Raw genomic sequence first — 25,686 nt, forward strand, 5'->3', positions numbered from 1 at the left:
CAATCATCGGTGCGGCAGCGTTTGGTCTTGGATAGTCGTATCAGGCCTTCAACGACGGCAGTGCTGCGGCTTCCTCGTCAAAGCCATAGACCGATTTGATTTCCAGATACTCTTGCAACCCGAAAACACCCATCGAGCGGCCGATGCCGGATTCCTTGTAACCCCCCATAGGCGTCAGCGAGTTAGTCGGCGCACCGTTAAAACAAACACGCCCGGCACGCAGGCCGCTGGCGAACTCATACGCCTTGCGCCGGTCCCCACCGAATACATAGCCACCCAACCCATAAGGCGAGTCATTGGCTATTTCCAATGCCTGCGCCTCGGTGGAATAAGGCACCACCACCAAGACCGGCCCGAAAATCTCTTCCCGGCAAATAGTCATCTCCGGCGTCACATCGACGAACACGGTCGGACGGGTGAAAAAGCCACGTTCGAAGCCGTCGGGGCGCCCCAGTCCGCCAACAATCAGCCGTGCCCCCTCATCGATGCCCGACTGTATGTGACGCTGGATGCTGTTGAATTGTGCCCGGCTGACAATCGGCCCCATGGTCGTGGCGGGATCTCGCGGGTCTCCGAGACGGAATCGGTTTGCTTCGTCGACCAGAAACGGAATGATCTGCTCCACCTGGCTTTCATGCACCAGCATGCGACTCGGCGCGTGGCAGGATTGTCCAGTATTGAAGAAGCCGCGCTGAATGTTCCAGCGCGCGGCCTTTTCCAGATCGGCGTCTCGCAGCACGATATTCGCCGACTTCCCGCCCAGCTCCAGACACACGCGCTTGATGGTGCGTGCCGCTGCCTCGCCTACCTGCGCACCGGCACCGGTCGAGCCCGTGAAGGAAACCATGTCGACATCGGGATGCCTCGACATCGCCTCGCCAATCACTCGCCCCGAGCCGTTGAGCATGTTGAAAACGCCCTTGGGTACGCCCGCGGCATCCAGCACCTCTGTCAGCAAAATAGCGCTGACCGGAGAGTTGATACTGGACTTGGATACGACTGTACAACCGGCGGCCAGCGCATAGATCAGCTTGATGACGGTTGTCTGGATCGGCCAGTTCCAAGGCGAGATCAGTGCGCAGACACCCAGGGGTTCACGGCGAACGATCGTATTGCCAATTCGCGCCTCGAACTCGTACGTCTTCAACAGGTCGCGAGCGACCTTCATATGTTCGATTGGCCCCATGACCTGAGCACGGGCGCTGCAGGGAATACCCACCTCTTGCGCAATGGCCTGTACAAAATCATCGGCGCGCAATTCGTAGGCTTCGATGATACGGTTGATCAGGTCGTAACGCTCATCGAGGGAAGACTGCGAATAGCTTTTGAATGCACGCCGAGCTGCGGCCACGGCAGTGTCCACCTCTTCAACGGTCGCCATGGCGACCGTGGCAAACGCTTCTTCGGTAGTCGGATCAATCAATTCCTGGCGCTGGGAGGTCGCGGCCTCTACCCATTCACCGTAGATATAAAACTTCGCGTAATCGTGCATCTTGCTGGTGCCTCCAGTTGTTGTTATTCGGTGAGGATTTTCGTGACAGGTGGCAACACGGTACCCGCCGATTCAACCAACAGTTTCGACCGGCGAACTGCTTGCCCGGCGAGCCATTGCATCTTCACGAATCAGGTCGGCGGCTTTCACACCAATCATGATGGACGGCGCATTGGTGTTGCCCGACGTGATGAATGGCATGATCGAGGCATCCACCACCCGCAGTCGCTCGATACCGCGGACACGCAGTCGTTCGTCCACCACCGCCATCGCGTCGTTACCCATCTTGCAGGTGCCGCCCTGGTGGTGGGCCGAATTGCCGGTTTCGACCAGATAGTTGTAGATATCTTCATCGGTACGAATGTGGGGCCCCGGCAATTCTTCCGAAACCACGCGAGACTTGATGGGCTCGCTGTTCATGATTTTGCGTATCCAGCGCACACCACTGATCACGGCATTGATGTCGTAATCGCTGCTCAGGAAATTTGGTGTGTAATCGGCCGGGTCAGACGGGTTGGTTGAGCGCAGCGTCACTGTTCCCGTGGTGCTGGGACGCAACTGATAGACCGACACCCCGAGCCCGGGATGCTTTTCAACGTCAACCGTGCCGTCAGGGAAGTATTGAAAGGTCATGGGCCGAAAGCTGATTTGGAGATCAGCGTAGTCCTCGTCCGGGCTACTTTTAACAAACGCCGCGACCTGGGAAGAGCCAAGGGCAAGATACCCTTTGCGGGTCATCAGGTAACGGAAGCCTTCCCAGTACTTTCGCAGGCCTACGAGGTTGGCGTTGTACGAACTGTCTGGGGTGCAACGGAAGGCTGTGTGAATATAAAAATGATCCTGCAGGTTTTGCCCTACTCCTGGGGAATTCAGAACTTCGGGAATTGCGTGTTTTTCCAGTTCAGCCCTTGGGCCGATGCCGGACAACATCAGCATCTGCGGTGTCTTCAGCGAGCCTGCTGACAGAATCACTTCGCGCGCCGCATAGATACGCTCCAAACGGCCACTCTTCAAAACCTCTATACCGACAGCGGTACGCCCCTCGAATAAAACGCGCTGCAGCTCGCATCCGGTTCGAACCGTCAGGTTCGGCCGTTCAATGACAGGCTCGATAAATGCCCGGTAAGTCGACATCCGTTGCCCGTCCTGGATGTTGTGCTGCATGAAACCTACGCCATCGTGCAAGGCGCCGTTCATGTCCTCGGTCACCGGGATACCGATACGGTTAGCGGCCTCTATAAAATCGTAGCTACTCTTTTCTTTGACGACCGGATCACTGATCCATAGCGGACCATTCGCTCCGCGATATTCATCGCCGCCCCGCTCAAAGTGCTCCATCTTTTTGAAATACGGCAAGACATCTTCATAGCCCCAGCCTGGGTTGCCCAGGGCACGCCAGCCGTCAAAATCTTTCTGATGCCCGCGAATGAATACCATGCCGTTGATGGAGCTGGATCCACCGAGCAATTTGCCCCTAGGCCAGTACATCCGACGCCCTTGAAGCTTCTCCATTGGCGAGGTGCGGAAATTCCAGTTCAATGACTTATTGAAATAGAGCTTGCCCATTCCCGCGGGCGTATTGACCCAGAAACGATCTGAAGCACGTCCCGCCTCAATAAGCAGGACGTTGTTCCGGGGATCGTCAGACAAACCGCGCGCAACCGGACAGCCCGAAGAACCGGCACCGACAACGATGTAATCATAAATCTGCATGTACCCGCTCCTCCCGCTATTTCCCGACGCGGGAAGTGCCTTTGAACAACCTGTCAAAACGCTCGAAGCGATAAGCCCATTCGGGCCCCTGGTCCGTTTCGTAAGCCAACACTGCGGAGAGCATCGCGAAAGGCTCTATATAACGGGCAACCTTCAGAGCCCCAGCGTCCACCGGATCAAAGCCCACCTGACTGATAAGATCCGAAACTGTGGCTTTACTGGCTTCGTCCTCGCCACAGAAGATCAAACTGGGACGTAACGCCTCGCCCCTGGCCGCGAACACATCGAACAGAACTTCGCTGGGCGTCGACTGGAAGGCCGCAACGACATGGGCCCCAGGTATCATCTGTGCCAGCGTTTCCGCACCGGAAATCGTGTGGCCGATGACAAGCTCGGTGTCCTCTGCGTTTAAAGGATTGCAGCAGGTCATGACGATTTTGCCGCTCAATTCATCCACCTGGCTGAGGACGTCAGGCACTTGAAGCCAATGCACAGCCAGGAGGACCAAGTCAGCATTTAGTGCCGCTTCTGCCGGTGTGCTGGCCTGTGCATTTTTACCTGCCGACGCAGCCAGATCGGAAAGTTTCTGCTGATTACGCGAGTAACTGAAGGAGACCTCATGGCCAACCCGGGCGAACATGGTGCCCAGATGACTGCCCATTCGGCCGGAGCCCAGGATTCCGATTCTCATGAAAGGCCTCTTGCTATTTTTTCGATTAAAAACACGGATGGCGTTCGGGTGAAAGGCTCGACGGCGAATAGAGGTATGATCCAAATTGATTAATCCCCTACACGATCGGCATGGCCGGCTCATGAACATAGATCCTTGGCGCGGGCGCTTGAGCTGATACAGTATTCGCCCCCACGCAGAGAATGATGAATGGCAAAGGAACACTACAGCGACCTGCTCGCGCTCATTGCAGTTGCACGAGAGCAAAGTTTCACGCGAGCGGCCTCCCAGCTGGGAATCTCTCAATCGATGCTCAGTCATAGCATCCAGAGACTGGAGGCTCGGGTCGGGGTACGTCTGCTCACTAGAACGACCCGCAGCGTATCCGTTACCGAGGCCGGTGAACGTCTGCTCAATACCGTTGAACCGCGGTTACGGGAAATCGAAACCGAACTGATCGCCGTGGCCGAACTTGGCGACACCCCCGCCGGTAACATTCGCATCACCGCAACCGACCATGTCATCGAAACGGTGCTTTGGCCGAAATTGGCACAAGCCCTGCCGAAATACCCACAAATAAGTGTAGAAGTCGTTATCGACTATGGCTTGACGGACATCGTGGCCGACCATTTCGACTTTGGCATCCGGCTCGGGGACGGATTGGCAAACGGGATCGAAGCCGTTCGTATCGCTCCCGACATGCGCTTTGTCATGGTGGGCGCGCCGTCCTACATGGAGTCTCGTGCCATGCCCACCAGACCTCAGGACCTCATGGAACATGAATGTATAAATATGCGCCTGCCAACACGTGGAGGCCTGTACGCGTGGGAGCTGGAAAAAGACGGCCAGGAAATCAATACGAGAGTCAAAGGCAGGCTCGTATTCAATGGCATCAATCAGATTTTGGATGCCGCTGTATCGGGTTTCGGACTGGCCTATGTTCCCGAGGACATCGCCCATCCCCATCTGGTTGATGGCACCCTGGTCCCTGTCATGGAAGCCTGGTGGAGAACATTTCCGGGACTGCACCTTTACTACTCAAGCGAGCGCGAGAAGTCTCGGGCGATGCAGGTTCTAATCGATGAGTTACGGTACCCCGGATAGTCACCGACGCTCTGAGCCTCTTCCTTCTTCGCATCTGAAAGTGCCATGCAGGGGCACTCAGGGGCAGGTCCCGATCAGTAGAGACCGACTCATACCAATCACTAATGGGGTTGCCGCGCCGGGCATCGGCGCGGGCTTTACCGAACTTAGTTGTCGTACAGACCGGCGGCTTTCGCCCGCTGCACAGCCAGGTCAACCACCAGATCAAGCGCAGGCGTCTCGACATCAGCCAGCCGTGCGAGCTCCAGCGGGGCCCTGAGTATCGTGTCGACTTCCATTGAGCGCCCCAGCTCGAGGTCTTGAAGAATGCTTTGTTTATGCGTCGAAACGGCCAATCGACGAAGCCCCTCCTCGACATCTCCCGGGTCGCATCCCAGCTTCCGAGCAATCGAGGCAGCCTCGTTTGCCATAGCCTGGGCAGTTTTCGAAATTGCTGGGCTAGCCAGGGCTTGCTTCATCGTCGACGCAGTCAGAATGGCCAGCGATCCACCCGTCAGATTGATGACCAGCTTAGTCCAGATAGCGTCCCGTATCCTGTCGGTGACTTCAATTTCCAGCCCCCCTCTGATCAAACACTCGGCCAAAGCATCCAGGCGCGCATCCGGTTTCCCATCCGGGCGCCCGAGAATGAGCCGGTTACGTGGATTTTCCGCCTTGATCACTCCCGGCGCGGTAACCGTGCAAGCGGTATAAGCGACCGCACCCACTACGCGCTCGGGGGCAATGGCAGCCGTCAGGAGCGATTGCGGATCGATCCGAGGAAGTGATGCCCCCTCAAGCATTCCTCCTTGGCCTTGCAGGTACCACCAGGGAATGCCATTCAAGGCGAACAACACCAACGTTTCATCGCCCAATAATGGCTTGATACCTGCCACAATCCCGGGAAGCGCTGGTGCCTTGACCGATACAATCACGACATCCTGTCGACCCAGCGATGAGGGATCATCGGTGGCCACTGGCTGACTCACGAAAACGCCATCCTTTGTTTCCACGCGCAATCCATTTGCGCGGATAGCAGCCAAATGCTCCCCCCGAGCGACCAGAGAAACCTCGGCTCCACCCTCAGCAAGTCTCGCTGCAATATGCCCGCCGACAGCGCCGGCTCCGTAAATGCAAACTTTCATTCTTCTGCTCCGCTGCACGCACTCCGGCGGACGAATCAAGGCATCACGCAAGGACGCCTTGAGTCACCCTACGTTCGTGCAGTAACGATAGTTGTTGAGGCTTAGCTGCAGATCAGCCGGGTTATGCAAACTGTTGGCGTTTCTGTATCGCCGCCGCGAGAAGAAATGAGATGTCGTTGCCGGTTGAAACATATCGTGCGCCCAACGCCACGAGCTCTTTGATCAAGTCGGGCCGGCTGCCCAACCCTCCTACACCGAGAACCTTATTGTTCGCCAGGCATGCATTCAACACGCGCCTGTAGGCGTTACGCACCAGTTCATGGTCCATTTCGCCAGACACACCGAGGGCGCTGCTGAGGTCGTTGGCCCCCACCAGCAGGATGTCGACGCCTTCTACTGCTGCGATTTCCTCAACCGCTTCAAGACCTTCCAACGATTCGATCATGGCAATAATCATCGTCGCGTCGTCGAGTTGCTGCGTAGCGTCTACTGCGGGCAGGGATCGATAGTGGAATTGCGGCGGCGCGCCGGCCACCGACCGTTCGCCCAGCGGAGCATGCTTGGCCGCTCGCACGATAGCCCTGGCATCTTCCGCCGACTGCACACTTGGGACAATGATGCCCAAGGCGCCGGAGTCAAGCACGCGCGCGATGAAGTGCGGGTCTGTGCTGGGCACGCGCACGAATGGCGTTATGTCCAGACCGATACACGCCATGCATACTTGCCCCGCAGCTTCCAGCGAATAGCTGCTGTGTTCCATGTCGATGTAGATCGAATCGAAACCTGCCGTATAGGCAATGCTGGCGATGTCAAAGGTCCTGACGAGCCGAGATGTCATCGAATACACCGTCTCGCCCCTGGCGAGCTTTTCTTTGACCCCGTTTCTGAGTGACGCATTCGAAGCATTCATGTTTTTGTTCTCTGAAAAGATTCATAGGCGAGCACTGCACTATTGCCAGGACTGTGCACAGTAGTGCCCTGGCCCCGGATGAACATGGGTATCAGGCCTTCAACGACGGTAGCGTCGCGGCCTCTTCTTCAAAGCCATAGACCGACTTGATTTCGAGGTACTCTTCCAACCCAAATACGCCCATCGAGCGACCGATTCCGGATTGCTTGTAACCCCCCATTGGGGTCAAAGAGTTAGTCGCCGCGCCATTGAAGCAGACACGCCCGGCCCGCAGGCCGCTGGCAAACTCATAGGCTTTGCGCCGGTCCCCGCCAAATACATAGCCACCCAATCCATAAGGCGAGTCATTGGCGATTTCCAGTGCCTGCGCCTCTGAGGAATAGGGCACCACCACCAGGACCGGTCCGAAAATCTCTTCGCGGCAAATACTCATGTCCGGCGTCACATCGACAAACACGGTAGGACGAGTGAAGAAGCCACGCTCAAAGCCCTCGGGGCGTCCCGGACCGCCAACGATCAACCGTGCACCTCCATCGATTCCCGCCTGGATGTGACGCTGAATGCTATTGAATTGCGCCTGGCTGACAATCGGGCCCATCGTCGTGGAAGGATCACGCGGATCCCCCAGACGGAACTGGTTTGCTTCGTCAGCCAGGAACGGAATGATCTGCTCCACTTGGCTTTCATGCACCAGCATGCGGCTCGGGGCGTGGCACGATTGCCCCGTATTGAAGAAGCAACGCTGCACGTTCCAACGTGCGGCCTTTTCCAGATCAGCGTCTCGAAGCACAATATTGGCTGACTTCCCGCCCAGCTCCAGACACACGCGCTTGATGGTGCGTGCCGCTGCTTCGCCTACCTGGGCACCTGCACCAGTCGATCCGGTAAAGGAAATCATGTCGACATCGGGATGCCTCGACATCGCCTCGCCGATCACACGGCCCGAGCCATTGAGCATGTTGAAAACGCCCTTGGGTACACCCGCGCTATCCAGCACTTCTGCCAGCAGAATTGCGCTGACCGGTGAGTTGATGCTGGACTTGGACACGACCGTGCAACCTGCGGCCAACGCATAGATCAACTTGATGACGGTTGTCTGGATCGGCCAGTTCCACGGTGAGATCAGCGCACACACGCCCAGGGGTTCGCGACGAACGATCGTGTTGCCAATCCGAGCTTCGAACTCGTAGGTTTTCAGCAGGTCCCGAGCCACCTTCATGTGTTCGATTGGCCCCATGACCTGAGCCCGAGCGCTACGAGGAATACCCACCTCTTGCGCAATGGCCAGGACAAAATCATCGACACGCAGTTCGTAGGCTTCGATGATGCGGTTGATCAGGTCGTAACGCTCATCAAGGGAAGACTGCGAGTAGCTTTTGAATGCCCGTCGAGCCGCGGCAACCGCGGAATCCACTTCTTCAACGGTCGCCATGGCGACTGTCGCAAACACCTCTTCAGTGGTCGGGTCAATCAACTCCTGCCGATGAGGCGTTGCGGACTCTACCCATTCACCGTCGATATAGAACTTGGCGTAATCCTTCATCTTGCGGGTGCCTCCAACTGTTATGCGGCGAGCGTCTGGAATCAGCTGCTGTGGGTGTAGCCGCCATCACAGGCAATGGTCTGACCGGTGATGAACGACGCCGCCGGGGTGGCCAGGAACAACATGATTCCGACAAGGTCGGTGGGCAGCATTCCACGGGGAATGCACTGCAACGCCGCCGCGCGCTGACGTAACTCGACAGTCGGATTGGCGACCCGCTCCACTTCCGTGGCAACGCTACCGGGACGAATGCAGTTCACAGTGATGCCGTGTGGTCCGAGTTCTCGAGCCAGCGAGTTGGTCATGCCGATCAGCGCCGATTTCGACGTGACGTAGTGCAGGTAATTCATCGTGCCGCGGGGCACGGCGTCTGAGGAAATATTGATGATTCGGCCGAATTTCGCGTCACGCATGGCCTGAGCAACGGCACATACGCACAGATAGGTCCCAGTGATATTGACGTGCAGGACCTTCTGCCATTGCTGATAGGGGATCTGATCGAACGCGCATTTTTCCAAGGCTGCGAAAATGGATGCGTTATTGATCAAGACGTCGATACGCCCATGAACCTTCAGGACCTGCGCGACCATGGCGTCAACCGAGGCCTTGTCACCCACGTCGACTTGCACGGCCAAGGCCTGACCGCCCGCAACCTCAATTTCTTGCACGACCGAAGCCGCCTTGTCGAGATTCAGATCAGCGATAACCGGAAAGGCACCTGCCGCCGCGTACTGCCGGGCCAGTTCTCGGCCAATGCCCTGGCCCGCACCGGTGATGATCACAACCAGTTCCTTGACGCTGAAATCACGGGCCTGCAGCGGAACGCCGGAGTCGGCGGGGGCGTGGGTAATGGATGATTCGCTCATGTCTATTCCTGGATTGAATTTTTTGTGAGGCCACAGGGACCTTATTTTTAAGTTGCTGTGAGTCACGCTTGGCCCTGGCAGAACCCAAACATCCTCTTCGCCCTCAACCGCTGATCAAGGGGCGTGACCGGCAACTGCCCGCCCTGCCCCATAAGCCCCGGTCATCGACGATTGACGCAAAACGATGAAACCATCAACTTGCGAATAGAATTATGTCGAATTGTGGGATTTGTCAAGACAATCGACGTCCATGGATTACGACTAAAAACGCTTCAATAACGCCCCTCCTCTCGCTCATATCCCTTTCTAAATCTCATCTCCACCGTGAAACGCCAACGAAAAAGCCGACAACATCAGCTCGGCATCCCGCTCAATTCAAAATTTGACCATATCTCACAGTGCGGGATATATTTAATTGGTGGTCACAAATCGATCTTGGGATTCCCTGCACTACACGGGCGCCGAAAAACATCCCGCTGACAGGATTGAATAATCCAGCCACGACCAACATTCAGTTAAACGAGGAATGAAAAATGCGAGTAGGCAAGGCTGCAGACACGAACAGTGAAATGGTTGGAACCATGCGTGAAGGCAAGCTCGCGCAAAAGCATCTGCTGTTTGGCGAAGACGGTTCACCCAACAACTACGACTTGAACATGGGTCGGGCTGGCTCCGGGGGCTGGAGAACGCCGCGTCATCGCCATAATTTCGATCAGATCCGCTACGTCATCAAAGGCGTCCTGCCTTACGGCGAGGACCAGTTTCTCAAACAAGGCTGGGTGGGTTACTTCCCGGAAAGCGTTCCCTACGGCCCTCAAGATCGTTCCGAGGGGCTTGAGACGCTCGTGCTGCAACTCGGCGGCGCCAGCGGCTTCGGCTACCTGAGCGTCGCCCAGCGTGAAGCGACAAATGCGATCCTCAACAAGAAAGGCGAGTTCAGGAAAGGCCTTTACTACTGGAAGGATGAGAACGGCAACGAGCAGAGCATGGACGGCTCCGATGCCTGCTTCGAACATGCGACCGGGCGCAAATTGCAGTTCGCCGAGCCTCGCTATACCGATGTGATCGCAATGAACCCCGATGCCTTTGACTGGCTGCCAGAAGGTTCGGAAGGTGTCTCGGTCAAGTGGCTCGGCACCTTTACCGAACGGAACATGCGCATCGGTTTCGTTCGACTGGACGCAAACGCTGTGTTCGGGGCCGGCCAGCACCCTTCCCTCCAGGTTCTTTACCTCACAAAAGGCCGACTCGCCGTTGGCAATGATGAATATGGCCCTGAGACCGGCTTTGAATTGCTGGCAAACGAAGGTCCCGTCGCCATGCGCGCGCTCGAGCCAACCGAGCTGCTTTGTGTGGTCTTCCCGCAATTCTAAAGACGATAGCCGCGCCGTTTCGATAGCGCCCCGTGCTGTGAGCACATCGTAAACAGCGCCGCGGTCGGGTAGGACTGCAAATAATTATTCAAGGGATACTCCAATGTCTAATGCAAATAATAAGATCACCCTCAACGACCCTGAGCTGCTGAGAAACCAGAACTACATCAACGGTCAGTGGGTGTCCGCCGATAGCGGTGCCGTGATTGAGGTACGCAACCCTTCGACAGGTGAGCTCGTAGGCACTGTCCCATCCATGGGCGCGGAAGAAACCCGCCGGGCAATCGAGGCCGCCGGAGCAGCGCTCCCGGCCTGGCGCGCCATGACTGCCAAGGCTCGTGGCGCAATCATTCGTCGAATCGGCGAATTGATGCTGATCCACAAAGACGACCTGGCTACCATCATGACGGCCGAGCAGGGCAAACCCTGGGCGGAAGCCAAGGGAGAGATCGAATATTCGGCTGGTTTCCTGGAGTGGTTTGCCGAGCAAGGGCGCCGCGTGTATGGCGAAACCATGCCTGGGCACGTGCCGGGCCGGCGTGTCTTGATCACCAAAGAGCCGATCGGGGTTTTCGCTGCGATCACACCGTGGAATTTCCCGTCAGCGATGATCACCCGTAAAGCTGGCCCCGGCTGGTCGGCAGGCTGCACCGGTATTATTCGCCCCGCCTCGCAGACGCCTTTTTCTGCCCTTGCCATTGCAGTGCTCGCCGAGCGCGCCGGCATGCCCAAAGGCGTTTGTAATGTCATCACCGGCCCTTCAGGTGCAACCGGTGGCGAACTGACCGGCAACCCGATCGTACGCAAGCTGTCCTTTACCGGGTCGACCGAAGTAGGCCGTGTGCTGCTGGAGCAATGCGCCAAGACCATCAAGAAAACGTCCATGGAACTGGGCGGCAATGCGCCCTTCATCGTTTTCGATGACGCAAACTTGGATGAGGCAGTTAAAGGTGTCATGGCGTCCAAGTTCCGTAACACCGGGCAAACCTGTGTGTGTGCGAACCGCATTCTGGTTCAGGATGGCGTTTACGATGCCTTCACCGAAAAATTGAAAGTCGCCGTGGAAGCCTTGTTCGTGGCGGACGGCATGGAAGAGGGAGCCACCCAAGGACCGCTGATCAACCAGGCATCCGTGCTTAAGGTCGAACAGCACATCAACGATGCCTTGGCCAAAGGGGCATCGGTCATCACAGGCGGTGCCAGACACGCAAGGGGCGGCAATTTCTTCCAACCTACCGTGCTGGCCAATGTTCCGAAAGACGCGTTGATTTTCCGCGATGAGACCTTTGGTCCGGTCGCCCCGCTATTCCGATTCTCGACTGAGAAAGAAGCCATCGACCTCGCCAACGACACCCCGTTTGGCCTGGCGAGCTACTTTTACGCCCGGGACCTGGGCCGCGTTTTCCGTGTGGCGGAAGCCTTGGAGTACGGCATCGTCGGTATCAACGAAGGCTTGATCTCCACCCCCGAAGTACCTTTTGGTGGTGTCAAGGAAAGCGGCCTGGGTCGGGAAGGCGGCCATAACGGTATCGAGGAATACCTCGAAATTAAATACATGGCGCTGGGCGGCCTGTAAGCCAACAGGCCTCGCCATTCTCTAAAAGCGCGGGCGCGTTATGCGCCCTAAGCCCTACGACGGCTATTTTGCTGACCACATATCAACCCTGCCAATTCGTGATGCGCGAAGGCTCATGTTCGCCTCGTAAACGCGTCACCTCAATCGCCAGACACCTCCTACCCCCAGCTCGTCGTTGCCTTTGAGCTGCTCCTCCAAAAACTCACAGAAACCTTGTGCTGCCGGAGACATCGCACGTGTGCTTGAATGGTAAATACATACCTGTCTGGTGACTTCTGGCTGAACAATTGGCCGCATCGTCAAACCGAGCAGTCGGGCCAGTAATCCCACGTATGCCGGGCCCAGTGTGGCTGCCATGCCCTGTGCTGCAATCCCCAACGCCGTACTGACGTTCTCGACAATGTCTACGGGCATGATTCGTCCCTGCTCGAACTCTCCCCCGTGAGTGAGCGCGACGGTGCGCTCATAGTCGCGACCCGCGACAACAAGTGGTTGGTGCCTTAACTGGCTCCACGGAATGCTTTGATATCCGGCGAGCGGATGGCTTGCCGAGCACCACAGCACCCAGGGACTTTTGAAAAGATCCTTGCGCACAATGTCATCCCCCACAGGCTGATCTGCGCCGATAGCAAAATCGGCGTCTGCATTGCTCACCCTATCTACCAGACCATCCACGGGTGCGTCGCGTATACGGATTACAAGCTTGGGCCGCGTTCGGGTGTACTCCTTGATCAGCGCTGGAAGCACCGAACTGGCCATGATCAGGGGAGCCGCAATCCGAACGACACCCGACGCTCTGTTGCAGATGTCGTCGGCGGAGTTCTGTGCCAATTGCATGTGCTTGAGAACGCTCATGGCCGAAGGGAGAAACTCCCTACCCGCCGGGGAGAGGACGACGCTGCGCGTCGTTCGATCAAATAAACGAAGCTCTACAGCCAACTCCAGATCACCTACCAACTGGCTGACAGCAGAACTTGAAAGACTCAGCTGCTCTCCAGCCTTGCGAAAACTTCTTGCCTGCGCCACTGCAACGAACGCAGCCAGCTGACGCGGGGTGAAACGCGGATGCGGCATTGGGCGGCCCTTTGATTATCCAGTTTTGCTTAATGATAGTCCGTAATTCATCGCTTGTTGATTGCAAGTCTCACCGGCAGATTGAAGGTGCTCACTAAGCCACGGATGGGCTGGACAGGTGCTCAAGGAAGGTCCCAATAACAATTTCCCCGAGTGAAAGCGCCACTATGTCAACGATCGATTTAAGCCATGAAATTGCGCGTCATGTCGCTAATACCCGCTATGAAAATCTACCTGCTGAAGCCATTGAGGCGGCCAAAAAATCCATTCTGGACACCTTGGGCGTCATCCTTGCCGGAAGCGGAATGGAGCCTGCAGTCCAAGGCGTAGCCGATATCGTGCTGAACGGCGGCGGACGTCCAGACTGCTCCGTCCTGGGATTCAACAGCAAAGTTCCTGCCCCCATGGCCGCCTTCGCCAACGGGGTAATGGCCCACTGCTTGGATTATGACAATCAAACCCCGTGGGGGGCGCACCCTGACAGTTCAGTGGTGCCTGCCGTGCTCGCCATTGCACAGCATAAGGGCGGTGTCAGCGGCAAGGATCTAATCACTGCTGTAGCCTTGGGCGAGGACCTTTTCGTCCGCCTGCGATGCAATGTGCGTTGGAAGCAGGATTGGAATCTCTCCTCAGTCCTCGGGGTGTATTGCGCCGCCGCGGCTGCAGGTCACATCTTGGGGCTGAACGCACAACAGCTTGCTCATGCCCTCGGCATTGCGAGCATGCAGTCAGCCGGGACAATGGAAGTCATCTTCGGCATCGGCAGCGACCTGAGAGGAATGTACGCCGGTTTCACCGCCCAAGGCGCCGTGCTTGCAGCGTTGATGGCGCAGCGAGGGATTACCGGAATCAACGATCTGTTCGAAGGCAAGGCCGGTATTTTCAACGTCTACTTTGGCGGTGAATACGATCGCGCCAAAATGGTTGAAGGTCTGGGCAAGACTTATCTTGGCGCATCGATGATCTACAAAGCCTGGCCTGCGGTCGGCAACGTGCATACCTATATTCACGCAGCGATTGAAATGATGCGTGAACATTCTCTCAAGGCCAGCGAGATCGAGCAGATCTACGCCTACGTTGGCGACTTCCATATGCGCATGTGCACTCCCCTCGACGTGCGTCGCGCCCCGAAAACCCTCGTGGATGCCAAATTCAGTCTTCCTTACTGCGTTGCCTTGGCCCTGGCACGCGGAGAAATTCGCATCAGCGATTTCAGTTCCGCCGCACTGGTCGATCCTGAGGTGCTTGCGCTGGCACAAAAAGTCGTTCCGATTGAAGACAGCGATCTGGACTGGAAAGTAACGATTCCCGATGGCCGCCTGGAAATCCTCATGCGTGATGGCCGGCGGCTTCAGCGCAAGGGCGACAACGTCCCGGGCAGCCCGGAAACCCCATTGTCCTGGGATCGGCTGACTTCAAAATTTCGGGATTGCGCGTCGGTCGCTGCACATCCTTTGGCACCGGATGCCATCGATGCTGCCGTGCAGATGGCGCGAAATCTGGAGTCTTTGGACGACTGCGCAAAATTGCTGCACGCGTTGAGCTAACCACAAAAGGCTTCCTCCTCGGCAGCCGGACGTTCGGCTGTTTTTCCCAACGTTGAAATCTAGTCACTCATCCAACAATAAGAGGTGCATTCATGAAACGGTTCGAAGGCAGAGCAGTTCTGATAACGGGCGCAGCCAGCGGGATTGGCGCGGCTTGCGTGCAACGCTTGTACGACGAAGGTGCAAGCGTCGCAATCGCGGACATCGATCAGGCTCGAATCAACGATATAGCGGCTCGGTTCGATGAACCCGAGCGGGTTTACGCAGCAGCACTCGATGTATCTGATCCCGAGCAGGCGAAAACATTTGTCGCTGAAGCTCAAAACAAGTTGGGCAACCTGCATGGGCTGATCAACTGTGCCGGCATCAAAGGTGTCGGCAACGTTCTTGACTGCGATCTGGAAAACTGGAAGAGAGTGATGGCGGTGAATCTGGATGGCACGTTCTTGATGTGCCAAGCCTTCGCACGCGCCGTCCGAGACGACGGAAGCTCGCGGGCGATCGTCAACATTTCTTCGGGTGCCGGCATCCTGGGCGTTCCGAATCGCTTGCCCTATGTCGCGTCGAAGTTTGGCGTTTCCGGCATCACCCGCACCATGGGCGCGGAACTCGGAGCCTTCGGAATCCGCGTGAATGCCATTGCACCCGGGATGATCCGCACTCCGTTTACCGCCTATATGTTCGAAGACCCCGAGAAGACCAAGCGCATTCGAGCAGCGCACGCGATCGGTCGCGAAGGCGAACCAGAAGAGATCGCAGCAGTCGCCGCGTTCCTGCTGACCGATGACGCAAGCTTCATGACTGGAGCGGTGATCAGCGTCGACGGAGGCCAGACCGCCTGCATCCCGCCGGTGTAACGCGGGGCTAGAACCGGCACCTCCCGATGGCGTTTATTTAACCGAAACGCAGGGAGAGTGCCGTCAGCCCGGCGAACAACACGCATGTGAATCGCGGCCCCAAAAAGCTTTAACAGGCCTAGCAATACCAGGCGCTGCGCAGAACAACGCTGAATAATAATAAGGGAGAACACCATGACAACCGCCGATGACACCGCGGCAAAAAAGGCATTTCGGCGACTGATGCCGTTGATGATTGTCTGCTATTTCGTCGCTTATCTGGATCGCGCAAACGTAGGATTCGCCGCACTTCACATGAGCAAGGACATCGGCCTCACCGCTGCCGCGTTTGGGCTGGGTGCCGGGCTGTTTTTTCTGACTTATTTTTTATTCGAGATCCCCTCCAATCTGATGCTTGCCCGCTATGGTGCACGACGTTGGATCGCGAGAATATTATTTACCTGGGGCCTGATGTCCGGGGCCATGGCCTTCGTTACCACGGATACGGAGTTCTATGCTCTGCGCCTATTATTAGGCGCAGCAGAAGCAGGTTTTTTTCCAGGAATCACCTACTTCGTGACGCTCTGGTTCCCCTCCCGTTATCGCGCCCGGGTTATGGGAACGTTTCTGTGCGCTGCTCCAATATCGCTGTCACTCGGGGGGCCGGTCTCCGGTGTGCTTCTGGAGCTCGACGGAACCCTCGGCATTCCTGGCTGGCGCTGGATGTTCTTTCTCGAGGCGCTGCCAGCGATTGTTCTTTCGTTCGTCGTTCTTCGGTATTTGACCGATCGCCCCCACGATGCAACCTGGCTATCCCCACAAGAGAAACAAGCGTTGGCTGCACGTCTGGCCGAGGATGCCGACGCCTGCCCTCCTTTGCCCCATGACAGCCTGTTTCGTGCATTGACCAGCGCACGGGTTCTGCTGCTGGGGCTGGCCAACTTCGCGATCGTCGTAGGCGCCTATGGCGTAAGCTTTTTCCTTCCCAGGATCATCAAGGAATTTGGCCTTGGCGATCTGCAGACCGGATTAATTTCTGCAGTGCCTTATGCTCTGGCCGCAATGGCCATGATCTGGTGGGGAAAACGATCCGATGCCAGGCTGGAACGTCGTTTTCATACCGCCGCCCCAATCGTACTCGCAACACTGGGTTTAACAGCGGCGGCCTTGCTGAACGATCCCCTTGCCCGGATGGCGGCTTTTTCCTGCGCAGCGATAGGCTGTTGGGCTTCGATCTCGCCATTCTGGTCGTTGTGCTTCAGTCAGATCCCCACGAAATTCGCTGCCGGTGCGATCGCCGCCATTAATGCGATAGCCAACTTGGGAGGCTTCACGGGGCCCGCCATCATGGGTTTCTTCCGCGACCGCACCGGTGATTTCACCGTGGGCCTGCTGATCCTGGCGGGCATCAATTTGTGCGCCGTGGCAATCGTGCTGTTTATCAACCGAACGCGCACGAATCATGTCCCGGCCGTACAGCCTGAAACATCACTCAGTTAGGAGATTTCCGTGAAAACTTACGCGCATTGGATTGACGGCAGTTATCGAAATCCGACCAGCATGCAATGGATGGACAGTGTCGATCCTTATCGCGGCGAGCCGTGGGCAAAAATCCCCCTGGGTTCTGCTGCCGACGCGGATGCTGCGGTCGCATGTGCCAAACGCGCCATGACAGTGGGCCCATGGGCACGCATGAGCGCAACCGAGCGTGGCAAGATCATGCGGCGGATTGGCGACCTTACGCTAGAACACATTGATCTGCTCGCGGAGCTCGAAGTGCGTGACAACGGCAAACTGTTCGCCGAGATGCGCGGGGCGATAAAAAGCGTTGCGGATATCTGGTACTACTACGCGGGGCTTGCCGACAAAATCCAGGGCTCCGTGATGCCGATCGAGAAGACGGGAATAGTCGCAATGACCACCCGGGAGCCGGTTGGGGTGGTGCTTGCGTTGACCGCTTGGAACGCCCCCTTGAACTTCCTGGCACTCAAATGTGCCCCCGCGTTGGCAGCTGGTTGCGCTGCAGTCGTAAAACCTTCCGAATACTCCTCGATCAGCTCCCTCGAATTTGCCCAACTGACCAGGCAAGCCGGATTGCCGGATGGCGTCCTCAATGTGGTAACCGGACTTGGTTCGGATATCGGCGCGCCCCTCGTCGAGCACCCGGACGTTGCGATGGTCACCTTCACCGGCTCTGATCTGACCGGGACAAAGGTATACGAAACTGCTGCTCGCCATATGAAACGAGTCGCCCTGGAGCTGGGCGGTAAATCGCCTAATATTGTCTTCGAAGACGCTGACCTGGAGCTGGCCGTTGCCGGGGCGGTTTCCGGTATCTTCGGTGGCGGAGGTCAAATGTGCACGGCAGGCTCACGCCTGTTGGTGCAGAGTTCGATTCTTGAAACCTTCACTGAGCGGTTGCTCGAAAGCGCTCGGTCCGTGAAGCTCGGTAACCCCATGGATCCAGCCACCCAAATGGGTCCCATGTCCACCGCACCACAATACCGAAAAGTACTGGAATACATCGAGATCGCCCTGGGCGAAGGGGCGCATTGCATTCTGGGTGGCAAGCCCGCAACCGGACCCGGCCTCACGGGCGGCCAATTTGTCGAGCCCACAATATTTGTCGGCGTTTCAAACGGTATGCGTATCGCCCAGGAAGAAGTATTCGGTCCAGTCTTGTCCGTCATTGCCTTCGAAGACGAAGCCGAAGCTATTTCGATCGCGAACGACATCCCTTACGGATTGGCTGCAGGCGTTTGGACGCGCGATACTGGACGATTGTTCAGGATGTCCAAAGCACTGGAGGTTGGAACCGTCTGGGGTAACACGTATCGCACCTACAGCTACATGATGCCGTTTGGAGGCATGAAGCGTTCAGGCATCGGTCGCGAAATGGGGATCGAAGCCGTCGACGAGTTCCTGGAGACGAAAAGTCTCATGATCTCGATTGCAGATGCGCGTCCGGGTAACAATTTCATCCCACGCTAAAGCATGACCAAGTTGCTGTTTACCCAGTCACTTGGGCACTAGTCAAACTGGAAGCGGGCACTCAACAAAGCCGCTTCCAGCTCATGCCCCCCTTTACTGATGGGAAAACAGTGGAAGTGCCTGCGCAAACCCTCGCGCCCGGAAAATCATCGACCCTTGTCCCCGATCACCGTCGTTCGCCACAAGATACACTTCCCGGGTGCCTGGCTTGAGAGCCATGCTGGTAGAGAACAGGAAATGCCCCGTTTCTCTACCCGGTAGCAGAATCTGTCCGATTGGTAGACCGTTGGGATTAAGTACCAGTACGCGCCCCTGACTGTATTGCGCGACATAGATGTTGCCGTCTGCATCCACCCTCATCGAGTCAGGCGACGGCCCATGGAAGCGGTAAACCACCACCGCCCCGAACGGCGCAATTGACTGTGCGTCCGTTAGCTCAACGCGGTGCAGCAACCCCGTACCAAACTCTGTGACCCACAATCTCTTCCCATCCGGAGAGAGAGCTATGCCGTTGGCGTTCGCCATATTAGGCAGGATTGGCACAATGCTCTTGTGATCGGCTGGCACGTAATATACGCCGCCAGTGGGCTCCGTGGAGGTGCCCTTAAGGTCGGTAAAGTAGAAGCCGCCGTGAGCATCGAATACCAGATCATCGACCAGGAAACCCTTATTCGCGTCGATAATCACCTCAGGTTTTTTACCGTTGGCATCGTAGACCGTAAGATTGCCTGTATCGACGTAATTCCCCAGCCCGGCGACAAACAAGCGCCCGTCCTTGTGTATGGCGAGGCCCGCAGAACCACGCGCGTTTTTCGCCACCACCACCTGAAGCTGGCCTTGAGTGTCGACCTTCAGTACCTGTCCGCCTAATACTTCCACAAATAACAGATTGCCTTGGCGATCGAAGGCGGGTCCTTCCAGTTGCCATGCCTCGTCCGTCACTTTGAACCAAGGCTGCGCGGTGATTGTAAGCAGATCCTTTTCTGCTGCGGCTGTGGCGTAGAGCTGTTGGCCCTGGGTCGGGTAGTTCAACGTGGGTAAGGTGTCCGAATTATCTGCCAGTGACAATCTGGAAGTCAGCGCTATGGCAAGGGCTACTAAGGTCGATTTCTGCATGGAACAACACCTCTGTACTTATTTTTGGAGTGGAGTGCCTGGGCCTGCGTACTTTGGATATGAGTGAATAAAACACAGGGACGTAAGCGCTTTTGACATACACCACGGTCCCAAGAATTTTCCTCTTCGTTCAGCTTGCCAAATCCCGCCCGCGGGTTTCTTTCACCAGAAACCGCACAGCCAACACCGCGATAAGTGCCAGCGTCATGAAGTAGAAAATAAAGGCATTGGGCGAAACATATGCCGTCAGCCATGACTTCATGTAGGGCGCGGTTCCGCCGAATATGACGGCTGAAACAGACGAGGGAATGCTGATCACCTGGGCCCGGACCCGGTTGGGGACCAGTTCACTCATAAAGGCGACCTCAGTGGAGGCCACCGCCGCGAAGAAGAACAAGCCGATCGCCATGGGCAGCAGAATCTGCAGAAAGCTTGGACCCAGTAAAAAATGTTGTAGCGGGTAAACGAGCAGGAAAATGGCCCCGAATCCAACTGTGTAGTTGAAGCGCCGCCCGCGACGGTCAGAGATATAAGCCCAGACGGGCAACATGAACAGGTACATGACCTGCGCGACGAGGACCGCCCAATAGGCATCCTTTGGCTTGGCCCCAAGCATGGTGATGGCGTAATCGCCAAAGGTTACGAGCATGGTGTATGAAGCGACATAATTGGCGGGCCAGATCAGGAACAAGATCAGCACCGTCTTTCTGTATCGCCAGACATTTCGCCAATAGCCGTTATCCTCGAGATTCGCCTGGTGCTTGGCATCCTCGTAGGTGGACGATTCGTCCATTCCGTGGCGCAGGAATACCGTCAAAAGCCCATACAGAACGCCAATCGCGAAGGGAATGCGCCAGCCCCAGCCCTGCATGTCTTCTGCACTGAGGACCGAGCTGAGGATCGCGCCGAACAGCGTTCCTTGGATGATGCCAAGAATCAGTCCGATCGGATAAGCGCAGCTCTGCAGCGTTCGCCATTTAGGGTCGGCCATTTCGCCCACATAGACGAACGCCGAGATACTCTCCATCCCATGGGCAAGCCCCTGCATCAGCCGAGCCGCCACAAGCACAAACGCCGCAGTGGCCCCGATGGAACCGTAGGTCGGGGCGCAGGCGATGACCAAGCTGCCAAGGGTGGCAAGCATCAAGGCGCACAGCATGATCGGCTTGCGTCCGAAACGGTCCGCCAGTCTGCCGGCCAGCATCGCTCCAACCGGCCGCGCGAGAAAGCCGATGGCGAAAATGCCGAGCACATTGAGCGACGCGGCAAGCGCGCTGTCCTGAGGGAAAAACAACCTGGAAAAATAAGGAGCGAACGTCGCATAGACGACGAAATCGTAATACTCGAACGAAACCCCCAGCACGCCTCGAATCAGCGATTTTCGACGAGCCTTTTCAGCCGACAAGGTTGCGTCCGAGGGGCGGATCGGATGTTGTTCTTCAATAGGTTTTGCGTAACGCGGAGATGAGTCGGCCGTCTGGCCAAAGGAGTCTGTACCTGCCATTTTTATTGTCCTTGTGATGACCGTAAGACGGCCGCCTTCCATCGCGAAAGACGGCATCCAGGGATACTTCACTCACTGATGATCGATCCAGCTGGCGGGCACGTTGCCAGCCGGCACCCACGTGCCCTGATGCCGCTACCTCTCAATGAAAGGAACGACCACCGTCAACGGCCAACGCCGTACCGGTGACGTAGGAAGATTCCGTAGAGGTCAAGAAGAGGATGGCCGCGGCGATCTCCGATGCATCGGCCAAACGCTTGAGTGCGTAATTGCTGACGTTGGCCCGGTAGCCGTCCGCCATCGGCGTGTCCACCATGCCTGGGCAGACACTGTTGACCCGCACCCGTGGCGCCAACTCCGCTGCCATGCATCGTGTCAGGTTGATCACTCCACCTTTGGATGCCGCATAGGCGGTAAGGCCCGGCGCATTGGGTAGCAGGCCCGCCGCTGAGGCAATGTTCACGATCGTTGCAAAGGGCTCATCCGTCATCCATCGCAGGCAGTTGCGCGAAACGATGTAAGTGCCCACCAGGTTGATCTCGATCTGTTGACGAAACTCATCGGCAGGTACCTCAAGGATGGAGCCCTTGCCCATGATCCCGGCGGCGTTGACCACGCCGTCGATACCGCCCATGTCCCGCGCCGCTTGCTCAGTGACTTGCGCTACAGCCTTCTCGTCGCTGATATCGACAGCGAAGCAATGGCCCCTGCCCTTGAACGCCGCGTTCAATGCCTCGCCATTCCTGTCAAGCAACGCGACGCTGGCCCCTTCCGCTAGAAAGCGCTCTGCTGTCGCTCGCCCAATACCCGATGCAGCGCCAGTGATTACGATTCGCCGTCCATCCAGACGGGCGTGGCTGGATTGATGAGAAGCCTTATCGGTCATTTTCTTGTTTTCCCTTTTTTGTTCTGTAAGGACAAACAGTCATGAGCGCTGATGTCGTCACTCGCTCATGCTGCTATCAGCCGGCTCAACGCGGAATGAAGTTGTTTTGCGGGCGTGCATCTGCGATGGAAATCATCAGGCTTTTGGTTTCGAGGAACTCATCCACCGCCTCGATGCCCATCTCCCGTCCTATGCCGGACTTTTTCATGCCGCCGAAGGGCATCGTGTAGCTGTAGGTACGGTACGTGTTGCCCCAGACCGTTCCGACTTCCAGCGCCTTGGCCATGCGAAACACCCGGCCAATGTCACGGGTCCACACCCCGGCTGCCAGCCCATAGGCGATGTCATTGGCGATGGAGACAGCTTCAGCCTCGTCCTCAAAGCCGATGACGGACAGCACCGGGCCGAATACCTCTTCTTGGGCAATGCGCATCGAATTGGATACGTGGGTAAAAATCGTCGGTTCGATGAACTGACCGCCGCGAATACCCGGCCCACTGGCAGGCTGGCCGCCGAATGCGCAGCGCGCACCTTCTGCCTTGGCTATCTCGATGTAATCGAGCACTTTCTGATATTGCGGAGTGGTGGACATGGGTCCCATTTGGGTGGCCGGCTCCATCGGATTGCCCAATTTTACCGAACGCGCACCGGCAATTAACTGCTCGGTAAAAGCCTCCAAGATAGAATTTTGAACCAATAGCCGGGAGCCGGCCGTGCACATCTGGCCGCCGCCGCCGAAGATACCGGAGACAGCTCCGGCCACAGCTAGCTCCAGGTCCGCATCGGCGAAAACGATATTGGGTGATTTGCCGCCCAGCTCCAGCGCGACTCGTTTCATGTGGCGAGCCGCGGTTTCGTAAACTTTGGCGCCCGTTGCGTCAGATCCGGTAAAGGTGACCATCGCAACGTCGGGGTGCTCAACGAGCGGAGCGCCAATGCCAAGGCCCAAGCCTGTGACCACATTCAGGACGCCGTCCGGCAGACCGGCTTCCTTGGTCAGCGCTGCGAACTCCAGCGAACTGACCGAGGAAAACTCCGAGGGTTTAACCACCACTGCGCAACCTGCGGCTAATGCGGGGGCACACTTGAGCGCCAAAAAATTCAAAGGCGCATTCCAAGCAGTCAACGCAAGCACCACCCCAACCGGTTCCCGGGTAGTCATCGCGACGATGCCTTCTTTCTCGATCGGCATCACGGAGCCCTGGATTTTGTCGGCAAGGCCCGCGTAGTAATACCAAATCTCCGCCACGTTGCTGATAGCGCCGCGCATTTCCGCCAGCAACTTGCCGTTGTCGCGCACCTCAAGTTCGGCCAGACGATCAGCATTCTCCAAGGTCAGGTCACCGATACGCCGCATGATTTTTCCACGCTGGGTTGCGCTCATGCTTGCCCAGGGCCCGGACGTCATCGCGCGTTTGGCCGCTGACACCGCCGCGTCGGCATCAACTGCCACTCCCAGGGGAATTCTTGCCCATACCTCGCCCAGATAAGGGTCCTGGGTGTCCATCCATTCGCGCCCCGCCGGCTCTTGGTAAGCTCCATCAATCCAATGTGCGTAGGTCTTCAACTGCCATTCTCCTTTCTGCTGGTTTGCGCCCTTGCAAAGGTGCGCCGAATTGCCGCACAGCAAAATTAAACTATCTCGCATAGTGGGATAAATCAACAGAAAATCTATGTCCGTCTTTATTGCCCTTGAGTTCAATATCGTAGGATCAGACAGGAACGAACCTGTCTAACCACGTTGAAGACAGGTGCAAGGACGCGATGACGCCCCGAAGATTCGGTGGGCCGGAGGGCGGGAAAGGCGATCTGTAGGAGGGATGTAAACCGACAGACGGCGGATTACGAGCAAAACTCTTTGAGTGATAACGGCCCATCCAGGCGGCCAGAATCAGGCGCCTGGATTCACGCAGGAAGGATGACCTTGGCCGGCTGGAGAGACAATTCACTCCGGGTGGGAACCGCTAGATATTTACTTCTGCCTGGGCAAGGCGATTGGAAATCTCTCGCGCCGCGCGCTTGACAGATACCACCGCACGCTTGACGTCGACATCGCGCCGCTCCTTTTCATCCCAGGCAACGCCAATACTGCCTAAGACGATGTTGCTCTCATTGATAATAGGCGCCGCTACACCATAGACGCCGGGATTGAATTCGCCCTTGGTGATGAGATAGCCGTCTTTTTTGATTTTGCTGAGCGTGCTCCGGAACTCCTCCCATGTGTCGCCTAGGCCCGCTCGCTGTATATCGGGTTGCGCACGGCTATAAAGGCTTTTGAGCCGATGATGAGGGAAATAAGCCAGGATGACCTTGGACACGGCGCCTTGGAACAGTGGTCTGCGCTGCCCACGTCGAAAGCGATTTTCGGGGCTCAGAGGCGCACGATGCTCCCGAATACATAGCACCGAGTCCCTGAACGCCGTACACAAGAGCGCTGAGTGACCGATCGTATCGACCAATTCCTCCAGCACACCCTTACTGGCCTGCAGCAGCGGATCGGTATTACGGATTTGTAAGTCCAGCTCGATAATGCGCGAACCCAATACGTAGTTGCCATTTCCAACGGTACTTAGCAAACCTGCAGAGTGCAGCGCCTTGATGTAGCGATACCCTGTAGACCGAGAGGTTTCGAGTGCTTCGATGATGGCAGTGGTCGATAACACAGCCTGATTGGAACTGAACAGATCGAGGATGCTGAGCATCTTTGTAAGACTGCTCGCGCCGTCGCGAGCATGCTCTTCTCTCTCGTCTTCAATGGCCGGGTTTTCCCCATGAAGCGCTTCTATGTCCATTACCCACTCTATCCTACGTTAAAGGGTCCCTCGGAATACCTTAGGCCCCGTGAAAAACCATGATTGCGTTGCGCGCAATTCGGAGTGCGCTGGCTTTTGATCATAGTCTCAAATTGTAGGATCGAGCAAGAAACAGACAATAAACAAAAACATTAATCCCACAATATGAATAAAATTTTGGTTCTACAAGAAAAGCCCGAAGTGACGATTCAACGTCATCGGGCTTGCCCTTAACGGCTCGTTTGACCTGTTGCCTATTTGTGGAAGGACAAAGGATGAAAGAAGTTTTCTTCGATCAAGCCTTCTGTTTTTCGCAGAAACTCTTTCACATGCGGTGCGTGCACATGAGCCTCGAAATCCTCGTAGGTTTCCCATTCCTCGATGAACACGAAGCGTCTCGGCTCAGTGCGATCACAGTACATTTCATACTGGATCATGCCCTTTTCCTGATGAACAGGCTCGATCAACGCTTCAAGCGCCGCCTTTACCGCATCCAGATGTTCAGGCTTGGCCAGCGTTACAGCTACGCAGTGCACTCTTTCCATCGTACGGACCTCATTTTTGTGGTT

General features: G+C 56.7%; 21 protein-coding genes. 7 read left to right on the forward strand and 14 right to left on the reverse strand.

The features are described 5' to 3' along the window. Positions 1-40: 40 nt before the first annotated feature. The 3 genes from AB4O22_RS15220 to AB4O22_RS15230 all read right to left on the reverse strand — a co-directional run bounded on the left by AB4O22_RS15220 (position 41) and on the right by AB4O22_RS15230 (position 3,896). Positions 41-1,492, reverse strand: a complete 1,452-nt coding sequence (locus AB4O22_RS15220; RefSeq protein ID WP_460105560.1) for an aldehyde dehydrogenase family protein — start codon at positions 1,490-1,492, stop codon at positions 41-43. A 72-nt stretch (positions 1,493-1,564) separates the two neighbouring features. Further along, positions 1,565-3,205, reverse strand: a complete 1,641-nt coding sequence (locus tag AB4O22_RS15225) for a GMC family oxidoreductase (protein ID WP_460105558.1) — start codon at positions 3,203-3,205, stop codon at positions 1,565-1,567. Between the two features lie 16 nt (positions 3,206-3,221). Next, positions 3,222-3,896, reverse strand: coding sequence for an NADPH-dependent F420 reductase (locus AB4O22_RS15230; protein ID WP_460105557.1), 675 nt, complete (start codon positions 3,894-3,896; stop codon positions 3,222-3,224). Between the two features lie 189 nt (positions 3,897-4,085). On the opposite strand from AB4O22_RS15230, the gene AB4O22_RS15235 reads away from it, so the two are divergent. Continuing rightward, positions 4,086-4,979, forward strand: a complete 894-nt coding sequence (locus AB4O22_RS15235) for a LysR family transcriptional regulator (RefSeq protein WP_048392999.1) — start codon at positions 4,086-4,088, stop codon at positions 4,977-4,979. A 146-nt stretch (positions 4,980-5,125) separates the two neighbouring features. Here AB4O22_RS15235 and AB4O22_RS15240 read toward each other — a convergent pair whose 3' ends face one another. The 4 genes from AB4O22_RS15240 to AB4O22_RS15255 all read right to left on the reverse strand — a co-directional run bounded on the left by AB4O22_RS15240 (position 5,126) and on the right by AB4O22_RS15255 (position 9,422). Further along, a complete protein-coding gene (locus AB4O22_RS15240) occupies positions 5,126-6,103 on the reverse strand; it encodes a ketopantoate reductase family protein (RefSeq protein WP_460105555.1) in 978 nt (325 codons plus the stop codon). A 121-nt stretch (positions 6,104-6,224) separates the two neighbouring features. After that, entirely contained in the window at positions 6,225-7,013 is a 789-nt protein-coding gene (locus AB4O22_RS15245; protein ID WP_460105553.1) for an HpcH/HpaI aldolase family protein, read from the reverse strand. 91 nt (positions 7,014-7,104) lie between these two features. Beyond that, positions 7,105-8,556 carry an aldehyde dehydrogenase family protein gene (locus AB4O22_RS15250; protein WP_460105552.1) on the reverse strand — a complete coding sequence of 484 codons (1,452 nt, stop codon included), beginning with the start codon at positions 8,554-8,556 and terminating at the stop codon, positions 7,105-7,107. 41 nt (positions 8,557-8,597) lie between these two features. Further along, complete coding sequence (locus AB4O22_RS15255; RefSeq protein ID WP_048392992.1) at positions 8,598-9,422, reverse strand: SDR family NAD(P)-dependent oxidoreductase; 825 nt, start codon at positions 9,420-9,422, stop codon at positions 8,598-8,600. A 581-nt stretch (positions 9,423-10,003) separates the two neighbouring features. On the opposite strand from AB4O22_RS15255, the gene AB4O22_RS15260 reads away from it, so the two are divergent. Then, complete coding sequence (locus AB4O22_RS15260; protein ID WP_405123668.1) at positions 10,004-10,795, forward strand: hypothetical protein; 792 nt, start codon at positions 10,004-10,006, stop codon at positions 10,793-10,795. A 124-nt stretch (positions 10,796-10,919) separates the two neighbouring features. After that, positions 10,920-12,371 (forward strand): NAD-dependent succinate-semialdehyde dehydrogenase, encoded by a 1,452-nt coding sequence (locus AB4O22_RS15265; RefSeq protein WP_235868230.1) that lies wholly within the window; start codon positions 10,920-10,922, stop codon positions 12,369-12,371. Between the two features lie 135 nt (positions 12,372-12,506). On the opposite strand, the gene AB4O22_RS15270 is transcribed toward AB4O22_RS15265, so the two are convergent. Next, positions 12,507-13,445: a LysR family transcriptional regulator gene (locus AB4O22_RS15270; RefSeq protein ID WP_405123667.1), complete on the reverse strand. Its 939-nt coding sequence runs from the start codon at positions 13,443-13,445 to the stop codon at positions 12,507-12,509. A 167-nt stretch (positions 13,446-13,612) separates the two neighbouring features. Between AB4O22_RS15270 and AB4O22_RS15275 the strand changes: the two genes are divergently transcribed. From AB4O22_RS15275 to AB4O22_RS15290, 4 genes are all read left to right on the forward strand, one after another. Further along, positions 13,613-14,992 (forward strand): MmgE/PrpD family protein, encoded by a 1,380-nt coding sequence (locus tag AB4O22_RS15275; protein WP_460105550.1) that lies wholly within the window; start codon positions 13,613-13,615, stop codon positions 14,990-14,992. Positions 14,993-15,084: 92 nt separating this feature from the next. Then, on the forward strand, positions 15,085-15,849 hold the full coding sequence (locus AB4O22_RS15280) for an SDR family NAD(P)-dependent oxidoreductase (protein WP_405123665.1): 765 nt from the start codon (positions 15,085-15,087) through the stop codon (positions 15,847-15,849). A gap of 174 nt (positions 15,850-16,023) precedes the next feature. Further along, positions 16,024-17,328, forward strand: a complete 1,305-nt coding sequence (locus tag AB4O22_RS15285) for an MFS transporter (RefSeq protein WP_405123664.1) — start codon at positions 16,024-16,026, stop codon at positions 17,326-17,328. A gap of 9 nt (positions 17,329-17,337) precedes the next feature. Beyond that, positions 17,338-18,819, forward strand: coding sequence for an aldehyde dehydrogenase (locus AB4O22_RS15290; protein WP_460105548.1), 1,482 nt, complete (start codon positions 17,338-17,340; stop codon positions 18,817-18,819). A 93-nt stretch (positions 18,820-18,912) separates the two neighbouring features. On the opposite strand, the gene AB4O22_RS15295 is transcribed toward AB4O22_RS15290, so the two are convergent. The 6 genes from AB4O22_RS15295 to AB4O22_RS15320 form a co-directional block, all read right to left on the reverse strand. After that, on the reverse strand, positions 18,913-19,935 hold the full coding sequence (locus AB4O22_RS15295) for an SMP-30/gluconolactonase/LRE family protein (protein WP_460105547.1): 1,023 nt from the start codon (positions 19,933-19,935) through the stop codon (positions 18,913-18,915). 130 nt (positions 19,936-20,065) lie between these two features. Continuing rightward, positions 20,066-21,439 (reverse strand): MFS transporter, encoded by a 1,374-nt coding sequence (locus AB4O22_RS15300; protein WP_048392973.1) that lies wholly within the window; start codon positions 21,437-21,439, stop codon positions 20,066-20,068. A 142-nt stretch (positions 21,440-21,581) separates the two neighbouring features. After that, positions 21,582-22,325, reverse strand: a complete 744-nt coding sequence (locus tag AB4O22_RS15305; RefSeq protein WP_048392971.1) for an SDR family NAD(P)-dependent oxidoreductase — start codon at positions 22,323-22,325, stop codon at positions 21,582-21,584. A gap of 85 nt (positions 22,326-22,410) precedes the next feature. Further along, on the reverse strand, positions 22,411-23,892 hold the full coding sequence (locus AB4O22_RS15310) for an aldehyde dehydrogenase (protein ID WP_460106636.1): 1,482 nt from the start codon (positions 23,890-23,892) through the stop codon (positions 22,411-22,413). Positions 23,893-24,289: 397 nt separating this feature from the next. Beyond that, on the reverse strand, positions 24,290-25,117 hold the full coding sequence (locus AB4O22_RS15315) for an IclR family transcriptional regulator (protein WP_095973892.1): 828 nt from the start codon (positions 25,115-25,117) through the stop codon (positions 24,290-24,292). Between the two features lie 254 nt (positions 25,118-25,371). After that, on the reverse strand, positions 25,372-25,662 hold the full coding sequence (locus AB4O22_RS15320) for a putative quinol monooxygenase (protein WP_048392967.1): 291 nt from the start codon (positions 25,660-25,662) through the stop codon (positions 25,372-25,374). Between the last annotated feature and the right edge of the window lie 24 nt (positions 25,663-25,686).

The sequence above is a fragment of the Pseudomonas sp. S3_B11 genome, from assembly GCF_054667715.1.